Source organism: Nocardia sp. NPDC004151 (genome assembly GCF_042874235.1).
In the GTDB taxonomy this organism is placed as follows: domain Bacteria; phylum Actinomycetota; class Actinomycetes; order Mycobacteriales; family Mycobacteriaceae; genus Nocardia.
Genome location: NZ_JBIAMR010000001.1, coordinates 725,402 through 737,953, shown reverse-complemented (window position 1 = coordinate 737,953; position 12,552 = coordinate 725,402). Strand labels below are relative to the sequence as shown.

At 66.9% G+C, this 12,552-nt stretch carries 8 protein-coding genes and 1 pseudogene; all 9 read left to right on the top strand.

Translation table 11 applies throughout. From position 1 onward, the window contains the following. Nucleotides 1-25: 25 nt before the first annotated feature. The gene (locus ACFYTS_RS03305; protein WP_387300974.1) at nt 26-973 is read left to right on the top strand and encodes a decaprenyl-phosphate phosphoribosyltransferase; all 948 of its coding nucleotides are present in this window, start codon (nt 26-28) and stop codon (nt 971-973) included. A gap of 46 nt (nt 974-1,019) precedes the next feature. Continuing rightward, complete coding sequence (zomB, locus tag ACFYTS_RS03300; protein ID WP_387301085.1) at nt 1,020-2,945, top strand: flagellar motor control protein ZomB; 1,926 nt, start codon at nt 1,020-1,022, stop codon at nt 2,943-2,945. A gap of 316 nt (nt 2,946-3,261) precedes the next feature. Next, a complete protein-coding gene (locus ACFYTS_RS03295; protein WP_357275134.1) occupies nt 3,262-4,242 on the top strand; it encodes an alpha/beta hydrolase family protein in 981 nt (326 codons plus the stop codon). A 202-nt stretch (nt 4,243-4,444) separates the two neighbouring features. Further along, the gene (locus ACFYTS_RS03290) at nt 4,445-5,533 is read left to right on the top strand and encodes an alpha/beta hydrolase (protein WP_387300972.1); all 1,089 of its coding nucleotides are present in this window, start codon (nt 4,445-4,447) and stop codon (nt 5,531-5,533) included. Between the two features lie 221 nt (nt 5,534-5,754). Then, nucleotides 5,755-6,753 (top strand): alpha/beta hydrolase, encoded by a 999-nt coding sequence (locus ACFYTS_RS03285; protein ID WP_387300970.1) that lies wholly within the window; start codon nt 5,755-5,757, stop codon nt 6,751-6,753. A 604-nt stretch (nt 6,754-7,357) separates the two neighbouring features. Continuing rightward, nucleotides 7,358-8,317, top strand: coding sequence for an alpha/beta hydrolase family protein (locus tag ACFYTS_RS03280; protein ID WP_357275140.1), 960 nt, complete (start codon nt 7,358-7,360; stop codon nt 8,315-8,317). An 87-nt stretch (nt 8,318-8,404) separates the two neighbouring features. Then, the gene (locus tag ACFYTS_RS03275) at nt 8,405-9,415 is read left to right on the top strand and encodes an alpha/beta hydrolase (protein WP_387300967.1); all 1,011 of its coding nucleotides are present in this window, start codon (nt 8,405-8,407) and stop codon (nt 9,413-9,415) included. A gap of 135 nt (nt 9,416-9,550) precedes the next feature. Next, the gene (locus tag ACFYTS_RS03270) at nt 9,551-10,576 is read left to right on the top strand and encodes an alpha/beta hydrolase (RefSeq protein ID WP_387300965.1); all 1,026 of its coding nucleotides are present in this window, start codon (nt 9,551-9,553) and stop codon (nt 10,574-10,576) included. Between the two features lie 142 nt (nt 10,577-10,718). Continuing rightward, nucleotides 10,719-12,503, top strand: a pseudogene (locus ACFYTS_RS03265) (alpha/beta hydrolase-fold protein); the annotation flags it as partial. Nucleotides 12,504-12,552: the final 49 nt, after the last annotated feature.

Sequence of the window (12,552 nt, the reverse complement as noted above, 5' to 3'; positions counted from 1 at the left end):
CGCCCAGGAAGAAGCCATCGTTGACATGAGCGAAGAGCCGACCAGCACCGACCTAGCAGAGGCGGTCGTCAAGGGACCGCCGAAGACGTTGGGCGGCGGCTTGATCAAGGCCATGCGCCCGCGCCAGTGGATCAAGAACGTGCTGGTCCTGGCCGCGCCACTGGCGGCGGGCAAGACCGCCGCCGGTCAGCTGGTGATCGGTGACGCCTCGGTGCTCGGGCACGTGGCCCTGGCCTTCGTGGTGTTCTGCATGGCCGCGTCGGGCATCTACCTGGTCAATGACGCCATGGATGTGGAGGCCGACCGGGCCCACCCGACCAAGCGCTTCCGGCCCATCGCGGCCGGTGTGGTGCCGGTGAATCTGGCCTATGCGCTCTCGGCGGTGCTGCTGATCGGCTCGATCGTGCTGTCCTTCGCGGCGAATTGGCATCTGGCAGTGGTGATGGCGGTCTACGTCGGCATCCAGCTGGCCTACTGCTTCGGTCTCAAGCACCAGGCGGTGCTGGACATCTGCATCGTGTCGTCGGGCTTCGTGCTGCGCGCGGTCGCCGGCGGTGTGTCCTCGGATATCCGTCTGTCGCAGTGGTTCCTACTGATCATGGCGTTCGGCTCGCTGTTCATGGCGGCCGGAAAGCGTTACGCCGAACTGAAGCTCGCGCTCGACACCGGCGCGAAGATCCGCAAGTCGCTGGAGTACTACACGCCTACCTACCTGCGTTTCGTCTGGACCCTGTCGGCCACCGCGGTCGTCGTGTTCTACGGTCTGTGGGCGTTCGAGCAGGATCGCGCCAAGGACACCATCTGGTTCGCCATCTCGATGATTCCGTTCGTGATCGCCATCATGCGGTACGCGGTGGATGTCGACGGCGGCGAAGCGGGTGAGCCGGAAGAGATCGTCCTGGGGGACCGGGTCCTCCAGTTACTCGCACTCGCCTTGATCGGAGCTCTGGGTGTCGCTGTCTATCTCACCTGACGTGGTAGAGGGAGAAGAGCGAGAGACGGGCGCGCCGACGGCACAATTGCCGGTCGGTCGCGCCCGTCGGCGTGCGGATGACTCCGCGCGCGGTGCCTCGCGACTATCCCGAGCCACGTTCATCGGTGGGATCGCACTGACCGCGACACTGTTCGCGGCCGGTGCGTGGCAGCGGCGCTGGATCGCCGACGACGGCCTGATCGTTCTCCGCACGGTGCGAAACCTGCTGGCGGGCAACGGTCCGGTCTTCAATGTCGACGAACGCGTCGAGGCCAATACCAGTACGGCCTGGACCTACATCGTCTACGTCTTCAGCTGGCTGACCCAGGCCCGGCTGGAATACGTGGTGCTCGGGATCGCGCTCACGCTGTCGGTGCTGGCCATCGTGTTCGCGATGCTCGGCACCGCCCGGCTGTGGGGCGGAACGGGTTCCGCGCTGCTGCTTCCCGCGGGCGTGCTGGTCTACATCGCCCTGCCCCCGGCGCGTGACTACGCCACCTCCGGACTGGAGTCCTGCCTCGTCATCTTCTGGCTGGCGGTGCTCTGGTGGGGGATGGTGCGCTGGAGTCAGGCCGAGAAGGTGCGCCCCGCAGGCTTTCTCGCGCTCGTCTTCTTCGCCGGATTGGCCCCGCTGATCCGCCCGGAGATGACACTGGTCGGCGCGCTCGCGCTGCTCATGCTGTTCTGCGCCCCGGTGCCCGAGACCCGCTTGCGGCCCTGGCTGTTCCGGGTGCTGATCGTGGCGGTCGCGGGTCTGCTGCCCGTGGCGTACCAGATCTGGCGGATGGGCTACTACGGCCTGCCCTACCCGAACACCGCGGTGGCCAAGGACGCCGGCGGCGCGAAGTGGGGCCAGGGCATGGAATATCTCTGGGATCTGGTCGGGCCGTACTGGCTGTGGCTGCCGCTGCTGGTGCTGCTGGTGGCCGGTGTGGTGGTCGGGCGGCAGCGCCGCGACCAACTCTCCGGTTCCTATCACGCGGGCGAATCCCGGAAACCCGGATGGCGCGGGCGGATTGACAGTTTCAGTCATTGGCTGCGGACCCCCGCCGCGGTGGTCGCGCTCATGCTGGGCAGCGGATTCGTGCTCACCGTCTACGAGATCCGGGTCGGCGGCGACTTCATGCACGGCCGCATGCTGCTGCCGCAGGTGTTCTGCCTGATCCTGCCCGTCGCGGTGCTGCCGCTGCGGCTGCCGCGCACGGTGGCGGCGGGCGCGACCGGAATGCGCCGCATGGACTGGGCTTTCGTGGTCGTGCTGGCCGCGTTCGCCGGAACCACGGGGTGGGCGCTGTTCGCGGCCGACACCACCGCCATCACGACCGGCACCAAGATCCGGGCCAACGGCATCGTGGACGAGCGCATCTACTACGTGCTCAACACCGGCCACGATCACCCGATCCGCGCGGAGGACTACCTGGACTATCCGCGCATTCGCGCCATGGTCCGGGACATCGGTAATACGCCGGACGGCGCGCTGCTGCTCAGCTCGCCCTCGTTCACGAACTGGTATCTGGTGCCCGCACCGGTCCCCGAGGGCAATCAGGAGCACGTGGTGTTCTTCCTGAATCTCGGCATGACCAGTATGAACGTGCCGCTGGAGGTGCGCGTCATCGATCAGATGGGCCTGGCGTATCCGCTTGCCTCGCACACCGATCGGCTGACCGACGGCCGGATCGGCCACGACAAGAACCTCTACTCCGACTGGGTGGTCGTGGACACCGGCATGGTGGACAAGCACCCGTGGATGCCGTGGTTCCTGGACGAGAAGTGGACCATGCAGGCGCGCACGGCGCTGTCCTGCCCCGCCACCCAGGACATGCTGGCCTCGGTGCGCGCGCCGCTGACCTTCGACCGCTGGCGGCACAACCTGGTGCAGTCGCTCGACTTCGCCAAGTACCGGATCGATCGGGTCCCGAAGTACGAGATCCAGCGCTGCGGATTGGTCGACCCGACCGAGCCGCCGAAGTAACCGGACAGTACAGCAGCCCCGTATCCATCGCGGATACGGGGCTGCTTTGCGCTGTACGGCAATTAATTTGGGCGTTTTGTCACGAACTGAAGATGAAATTTGAAATTCTGTCTCAATTAGGTAACGCCTGGCGGGGGGTTCCGCGATACGCTACTCGGCAGGCCGCTGCGGGTGATCTTCCTATGTGTCACAGCGGATGTCATGAGTTTGGAAAGGCCGGAACAACACGATGCCTAGCGCTGCCACCACTGTGCGTGGGAAACGGGGAACTCGACCGCGGCGAGCGTGGTTCACGAGGGCGACATTCGGCCTGGCCATGGCGCTGATGCTGCCGTTCGGGGCGTCGGTCGCCGGCACCGGCGGCACCGCGCAGGCGGCTCTGAATCCGGCCGGTTTCGATTTCTACGTGGATTCCGCGATGGGCCCGATCAAGTCGCGCGTCTTCCGCGCCAATGACGGCAACACCAATCGCGTGGTCTACCTGCTCGACGGCATGCGCGCCCGCGAGGACCTCAACGGCTGGGAGATCGAGACCAACGTCGCCCAGGCGTTGATGGACGCCAATATCAATGTGGTGATGCCGGTCGGCGGCGCGTCCAGCTTCTACGCCGACTGGACCCAGCCCAGCACCTTCCTGGGCATGAAGCCCGGCACCGCGCCGGGCGACGTGACCGGTTCCGGCGCCTCGTCGGTGTTCTCGGGTGGTCCGGGCAAGTCCTACACCTACAAGTGGGAAACCTTCATCACCAGCGACCTGCGCAACGCGCTGCGGGATCGGCTGGGCTTCAGCCCGAACCGCAACGGCGTGGTCGGCGTGTCCATGAGCGGCAGTGCCGCGCTCATGCTCGCGGCCTTCCACCCGGACCAGTTCAGTTACGCCAGTTCGAATTCGGGTGTGCCGAATATGAGCACGCCCGGCATGCGGGCGGCGATCCGCGCCGCGATGCTGGACTGCGGCGGCTACAACGTGGATGCCCTGGCTTCGTCCGAGGCCAGATGGCAGCACCTCGACCCGGCCGTGTTCGCAACGCGGTTGAAGGCCAACAACACCCGGCTGTGGATCTCCGCGGCGAGCGCCATTCCGGGCGGCGGTGACATCTCCGCGATGGCGACCAAGGAGGGCATGGGCATCGAGGCGGTGGCGCTGGCGAGCACCCGGATGTTCCAGGCCCGCTTGGCCGTTGTCGGTCTCGGCAATGTCGCCTACGACTTCCCGCCCACCGGCATCCACAACTGGCACACCTGGGAGCCGCAACTCATCAAGCAATTGCCCGATCTCTCCTCACACATCGGGTAAGGCGCCGGGTTTTGTCTCGAGCCCTGTATCAATGCAGCTCAGGGCACGTTTCCGGAAAAGTGTGGCGCCCGTCACTTCTGTCACAAACCGATAACGAACAGTTCGCCAACGCACGATAGGCTCCCCGAGACCTTCTGCCGGGCGATGACCGAACCGGCGGAATTGCACGGAATGAACAGGACACGAAAGGCCGGACGAAGGCATGCGAGGCGAGTGGGTTAGACGTCCAGCGATGGGCGGCGGATGGTTGAAACGATCGGCACTCGGGCTCGCCGCGGCCCTCATGGTTCCCCTGGGCGCGTCGGTGGCCGGAGTCAGCGGCGTCGCGCACGCCGCCTTCAACCCGTCCGGATTCGACTTCTGGGTCGACTCGGCCAGCATGGGCCCGGTCAAGACCCGCGTCTTCCGTGCCGCTGACGGCAACACCTCGCGGGTCGTCTACGCCCTCGACGGCATGCGTGCCACCCAGATCCTCAACGGCTGGGAGAACGATACCGAGGTCGTCCGCGCGCTGACCGCCGCGAACATCAACGTGGTCATGCCGGTCGGCGGCGAGTCCAGCTTCTACGCCGACTGGGCCGAGCCCAGCTCCATCCTCGGCATCGGCGGCGGCAGCGGCTCGGCCGGTTCCTCCTCGGGTTCCGCCTCGGGCTCGCAGTCGGGCTCCGGCGCGTTCGGCCTGTTCGCCGGCGGCCCCGGCAAGAGCTACCGCTACACCTGGGAAACCTTCATCACCCAGGACCTGCGCAACGCGCTGCGTGACCGGCTGGGCTTCAACCCCAACCGCAACGGCGTGTTCGGCCTGTCCATGGGCGGTTCGGGCGCGCTGACCCTGGCCGCCTACCACCCGGACCAGTTCAGCTACGCGGGCTCGTTCTCCGGCTACCTGAACGTCTCCGCGCCGGGCATGCGTGAGGCCATCCGCGTCGCCATGATCGACGCCGGCGGCTACAACGTGGACTCGATGGCCCCGCCGTGGGGTCAGCAGTGGCTGCGCATGGACCCGTTCGTGTTCGCGCCGCGCCTGATCGCCAACAACACCCGCCTGTGGATCTCCGCCGCCAGCGCCATCCCGGCCGCCGGCGACGTCACCGGCGTCATGTCGGTGATCCAGGGCATGCCGCTGGAGGCGCTCGCGCTCGCCAACACCCGGGCCTTCCAGGTCCGGATGTCCACCCTGGGCGCGCAGAACGTCACCTATGACTTCCCGGCCAGCGGTGTGCACAACTGGCGGAACTGGGAGGCCGAGGTCTACCGCATGATCCCGGACCTCTCCAACAACATCGGCTAGAAACCCGCGCTCAGCGCGTAAAGTCCCCCGGGCGTAGGTCAAGATCTGGACTCGCCCGGGGGACTCGTGCGTCGACACGCCCGACACGCCGACGCGGACGTCCGATACTTGAGCAGTTTCGAAGAGAAGATCGTTCTGCTGGATCGTCTGTGCTCCGATGAGAGGCTGGGTCGATGCTGGTGCGTGGCTTCAAACGAACTGTGCTGGGTATCGCGACGGCGATGCTGCTGCCATTAGGCGCCGGGGTGGTCGTCTCCCCGCCCGCATCAGCCGGATTCAATCCGTCGGGATTCGACTTCTGGGTCGATTCTCCCGAGATGGGCCCGATCAAGTCCCGGATCTTCCGCGCCGCCGACGGCAATACCAACCGCGTCGTCTACGTGCTCGACGGCGAACGCGCCCAGGGCGACATGAACGGCTGGGAGATCAACACCAATGTCGCCGAGGTCCTGCAGAGCTGGAACATCAATGTGGTGATGCCGGTCGGCGGCCAGTCCAGCTTCTACGCGGACTGGGATTCACCCAGTTCGTTCTTCGGCCTGCGGCCCGGCAGCGGCTCGTCCGCGTCGAATTCCGGATCCGGCGTGACCGAGGCGCTGGGCGGTGGTGAGGGCAAGAGCTACCGCTACACCTGGGAATCACTGCTCACCAATCAGCTGCGCTGGGCATTGCGGGATCGCCTGGGCTTCAATCCGAATCGCAATGGCGTGTTCGGATTGTCGATGGGCGGCAGTGCCGCGCTCACGCTGTCGGCGTACCACGCCGACCAATTCAGTTTCGCCGGATCATTCTCCGGTTATCTGAACATTTCCGCGCCGGGTATGCGCGAGGGCATTCGCGCGGCCATGATCGACGCCGGCGGTTACAACGTCGACTGCATGGCGCCGCCGTGGGGTCCGCAGTGGTTGCGCATGGATCCCTTCGTCTTCGCGCCCACCCTGATCGCGAACAACACTCGCGTCTGGGTCTCGGCCGGCAGCGGCCTGCCGATGCAGCAGGACCTCCAGATTCCGTTCGGCGCGGCCGCCGACCGCATCGTCCGCGGCACCCCGCTGGAAGCGTTGGCGCTGGCCAATACCCGCGCGTTCCAGGTCCGCATGATGACGCTGGGCGCGAGCAACGTGGTCTACGACTTCCCGTCCGCCGGACTGCACGCCTGGACCAACTGGCAGGACGACGCGTACCGGATGATTCCGGACATGTCGGCGAATATCGGCTGACGTCCGAAATCCGCGCCACAGCAACACGGTTCGACACGAGTTCGCCCGATGTTCGATCAGCGGCATGAGACCGAGTCTCATGCCGCTGTTTTGTTGTGCCTGGTCGGAGCGCATCGGAGGCATTGCCTGTGCATCGGAGCATTGCCCGGTGCATCGAAGACTTTGCCGACCAGCGGGATTGGGGGCTGTCGATTACCGGCTGAGCTGTTGTCATAGGAATGGCGAATAGACAGGTGAGTGACACAAGTCACTGGTACTGAATCGCTGTTTGCGCATAGGTGAAATGCGAGTTCGTGTACGCGTCGGATGCCCTTCCCGTCAGTGCCGCGACACTCGCGAGTCGGCGTGTTTCTCATTGTGCCGAAAGATCATTCGGTCCTGTTGCCGAGAGTGGGCTCCGTGACATATTGTCACGCGGAACCAATCTGATGAGGTTGTCGGGGATCTCGCTGTCCGGTGATGTCGCGGCCGATGTCGGCTGCACTCATGGGGCGGGTTGGCCGTCAGCAGCGAAGTAGCCGGAGTAAAGAAAGCAGGATTCATGAGGTTCGGCAGGAACGGGGGGAGTACTGCGGCGCGTCCGACACGCGGTGCGGGTACATGGATGAGGCGGACGCTGGTCGCATCGGTCGCCGCTCTCGCACTGCCGGTGGTGGTGGGCGGCGCTCCGGCGCAGGCCCTGCCCGCTCATGGCATCACCCACCGGATGAACCCGGGCGCCACGGAGGACCTGATGGTTCCCTCGAGCATGGGCCCGATCAAGGTCCAGGTCCAGTGGGCCCGCAACGGCGGCAACGGCGCGCTCTACATGCTCGACGGCATGGCCGCGCGCGACGACCGCAACGCGTGGAGCTTCGAGACCAACGCCAACCAGCAGTTCTCGAACGACGACATCACCCTGGTGATGCCGGTCGGTGGTCAGTCCAGCTTCTACACCGACTGGCTGGCCCCGAGTAACACCAACGGCCAGAAGTTCACCTACAAGTGGGAGACCTTCCTGACCAAGGAGCTGCCCGCCTTCCTCGAGGGCTACGGCGTCTCCCGCACCAACAACGCGGTCGTCGGTCTGTCGATGAGCGGTGGCGCCGCGCTCGCGCTGGCCGCCTTCCACCGCGACCAGTTCAAGTGGGCCGGCTCGTACTCCGGCGCGCTGAACGTCTCCGCCCCCGGTATGCGGGAGGCCCTGCGCGTGGCCGTCCTGCGCTGGGGCGCCTACAACATCGACTCGATGGCGCCGCCGTGGAGCCCGCAGTGGCTGCGCATGGACCCGTTCGTGTTCGCCCCGCAGCTGCGTGGCCTGCCTATGCGTATCTCGGCCGGTGGCGCGCTGCCCGGTGAGTTCGACCGGCCGGCCAATGTCGGCGCGGTGTTCGACACCGGCGTCGGTATGGGCATCGAGGCGGTCTGCCTGCTCAACACCCGCTCGTTCCAGGCCCGCCTGGCGCAGCTGGGTATCCCGGCGGACTTCGACTTCCCGGCCACCGGCACCCACTCCTGGAAGTACTGGGAGGCCGAGCTGTGGAAGTCCCGCATCGGCATCCTGCAGGCGCTGCACGCGATCTGATCTTCCGATAGCCCGAATGCCGGTCACCCCTCGGGGTGACCGGCATTCGCCGTTTCCCGGACGGGTTCGAAAGCTAATGTGGCACAGGTGGTATCGCGACGACGGCGCTCGTGCCGGATCAGGGGGACGGTCGCCATCGCGGCGGCCGTCGCGATAGTGCTCACCGGTGCTCCGGCCGCCGCGGAGCCGGCGCCCGCCGCGGCGCCCGTCATCAGTCAGGTCATCCCGCTCGGCGCGAGACGTGTTGCGCTGTGGGTGGATTCGCCCGCCATGCACGGCCGGGTGCAGGTACAGCTGTTGCTGCCGCGCGATTGGGACGCGCGGCCCGCCGCCAAGTTCCCGGTGCTGTTCCTGCTGGACGGAACACGCGCCGGCGATGAGGAGAGCGGATGGACGAAAGAGGCTGGGGCACAGTCGTTCTACGCTGACAAGAACGTGGTGGTCGCCCTGCCCGTCGGTGGCGCGGCGAGCTACTACACCGACTGGAGACAGGCTTCGGAAGGCAAGACCAATCGGTGGGAAACGTTCCTCACCAAGGAATTACCGCCGCTGCTCGAACGCGACTGGCGCACCACCGATGTGCGCGGCATCGCTGGATTGTCGATGGGTGGTTCGGCCGCGATGACGCTGGCCGCGCGGGACAAGGGCTTCGCGCGTTTCGCCGCCTCGTTCTCCGGACTGCTCACGGCCACGACTATCGGTATGCCGCAGGCGATCCAGCTCGCGCAGCGGGCGGCGGGGGAGAACAACGCCGACTTCATGTGGGGGCCGCCGGGCGCCGCGGAGTGGTCCGCGCACGATCCCTATGAACTGGCCGAACGGCTCAAGGGCGTCAGCCTCTACATCTCCAGCGGCAGTGGGTCCGGGGGTGTCCGGGGTGGTGCGACGATCCCCGGAGTGAGTACCGACTGGTCGGGTACGGCGCTGGAGATCCTGGCGCTCATGTCATCCCGGCAATTCGCCGCGAAACTCGACAAATTGAGCATTCCGGTCTCGGTGAACTACCGGGCGGCCGGCACGCACGCTTGGCCGTACTGGGATTTCGAGATGCGACAGTCCTGGCCGCAGGCCGCGGCCGCGCTCGGTGTGGAGCAGTGATCGAAATACACGCCTGCTGAACGGGATACCCGCCGGTTGCCCCCAATACCTCCGAGCCGACTGTAGAGTGCACCGTTGTCCGTGACTCCCGTCACGTCGGTGTGGTTCCCCCTGCGGTTCAGGAGATCGATCTCTATGGCAGTACAGGGCGCTTCGTCATGCCCACAGCACGGTTCGGTTCGGCTCACCACGCGCGTTCGCGTCCGGAGGTTCTGGCGGCGCGCCCTGGTCACGGCCCTGGCGGTGGCCGTGCTCCCGGCGTTGGCCGGGCCCGCGGCCGCCATGCCCACGCACCCGGTGCATCGCACTCCCGAGGGCGGATTCGAGGAGCTGTACGTGCCCTCGAGCATGGGCCCGATCAAGGTTCAGGTGCAGTGGGCGCGGCACGGCGGCAACGCCGCGCTGTACCTGCTCGACGGGCTACGTGCCCGAAATGACTTCAATGCCTGGACTTTCGAGACGGATGCCTTGAAACAGTTCGCCGAGGACAACGTCACCCTGGTGATGCCGGTCGGCGGTCAGTCCAGCTTCTATACGGACTGGCGCGCGCCCTCCTCGACCAACGGGCAGAAGCTCACCTACAAGTGGGAGACCTTCCTGACCGAGGAGCTGCCGGCGTTCCTCGAGGGCTACGGCGTCTCCCGTACCAACAACGCGGTGGCCGGACTGTCCATGGGCGGCTCGGCGGCGCTGGCGTTGGCCGCCTACCACCGCGACCAGTTCAAACACGCGTCCTCGTTCTCGGGCTACCTGAACATCTCCGCGCCCGGTATGCGGGAGGCGATCCGGATCGCCATGCTCGACGCGGGCCGTTTCAACGTGGATTCGATGGCCTGGCCGTGGAGCCCGCAGTGGCTGCGCATGGACCCGTTCGTATTCGCGCCGCAGCTGCGCAACCTGCCGCTGTACATCTCCGCCTCGTGGGGCGTGCTCGGCCCGCACGACAGTCCGGACTCGGCGACCGGCATGTTCAACACCGTGAACGCCGTTGCGCTGGAGACCTTGTCGATGGTGAACACCATGTCGTTCATCGGCCGCATGGAACAGCTGGGCATCGACGCGCACTACAACCTGCCGGTTCAGGGCACCCACTCCTGGGGCTACTGGCAGGACCAGCTCGCCGACGCCCGGCCCGACATCCTGGCCGCGCTGGGGGCTTGACGCCCGGCCCGGACCGGCAACTGGGCGTTTGCTGCGGAACGGCAGATTTGCGTGTGTCCTACCGGAACTCACAAGGTTCCGGAGGTACAACACTAATGTGGCTGGAGTTGTCCGTGGGATCAGAACAGGGCGCATGCGCAGGATGGCATGCGCCATAGCGGCGGTATTTCCGCTGGCAGCGGGCACTTTCTTAGTGCCGGGGGCGGCGAGCGCCGCCCCCGAGGCCCCGGCTCCGGCGGCCTCGGTCCAGAAGGTGAACTGGCTGAACGACCACCGGGTCAACGTGTGGGTGAACTCCCCGGCGACCGGTTCCCCACTCCAGATTCAGCTTTTGCTGCCGCGTGACTGGAACACCAAACCGGACGCCAAATTCCCGGTCGTCTACATGCTCGACGGCCTGCGCGCGACCGACGACGAGAACGGCTGGACCAAGGACGCGGGCGCGGCCGGCTTCTACGCCGACAAGAACGCCCTGGTGGTGCTGCCCATCGGCGGCCAGTCCAGCTTCTACGCCGACTGGCTGGCCCCCGACAACGGCCACAACTACCAGTGGGAGACCTTCCTGGTGAAGGAACTCCCGCCGCTGCTGGAGAGCCAGTTCCGGGCCACCGACGTGCGTGCGGTGGAGGGCCTCTCGATGGGCGGCACCGCCGCCATGATGCTGGCCGCGCGCAATCCGGGCTGGGTCCGCTCGGCGTCCTCCTACTCCGGGTTCCTCACCCTGACCTCGCTGGGCATGCCGCAGGCGGTCAACTTCGCCATGCACGACGCGGGCGGCTTCGACTCGTCGAAGATGTTCGGTCCGCCCACCAGCGCCGCGTGGAAGGAACACGACCCCTACGAGCAGGCCGAGAAGCTCAAGGGCACCGCGCTGTACGTCTCCAGCGGCAACGGCGTCGCGGGCGCCGCCGACCCGCTCTCCGACATTCCCGGCATCAGCACCAACTACGCCGGCCTCGGGCTCGAGGTGCTGTCGCGGCTGAGCACCCAGAACTTCGTGGCCAAGCTCAACAAGCTGAATATCCCGGTCTCGGTGAACTACCGCGCCTCCGGCACCCACACCTGGCCGTACTGGGACTTCGAGATGCGTCAGGCCTGGCCGCAGACCGCGGCCGCGCTCGGCGTGGACTCCACCCCGCCCAACTGCAGGACCGGCGGTGCGATCGCCCCCGTGGTGCAGGGCAACAACTGGCTCGGCGACTGCCTGACCGGCGAATACCCGATGACCGGCGGCGTCGGCCAGGACTTCCGCGGCGGCCGGGTGATGTTCTCCCAGGGCACCGGCGCGCAGCCGGTCGCGGGCGCGATCGGCGGCAGCTACGCCGGACTGGGCGCCGCAACCGGCGCCCTCGGCTTCCCGACCGGCGGCGAGGGCGGGCTGCCCGACGGCCGCGGCCGGGTGCAGCACTTCCAGAACGGATCCATCTACTGGACCCCACAGACCGGGGCCCAGGCGGTGCGCGGCGCGATCCTCGACGAATGGGCCCGGCAGGGCTTCGAGAACGGCCCCGCGGGCTACCCGAACGGGCAGGAGGCGCGCACGCCCCAGAAGGACGGCGTGGCCCAGAGTTTCGAGAACGGACCGGTGTACTTCACCGCCAAGACCGGCGCGCACCTGGTGCAGGGCCTGATCCTGGGCAAATACTCCCAGCTCGGATTCGAGAACGGCCCCTACGGTTTCCCGACCAGCGGTGAGCAGGGGCTGCGCGACTTCGGCCGCTACAGCGCCTTCGAGGGCGGCAATATCTACTGGAGCCCGATCTCGGGCGCCTGGGGCGTGCGCACCGGCCAGATCATGGATGCCTGGGGCGCAACCGGATTCGAGAACGGACCGCTCGGCTTCCCGATCTCCGACGAGGGGCAGACCCCGGGCGGCCTGCAGCAGACCTTCCAGGGCGGCACCATCACCATCCACGACGGCCGCGCCGTCGCGGCCACCTTCGACGGGCGGCCCATCGCCATCCCCGGCAGCGAGG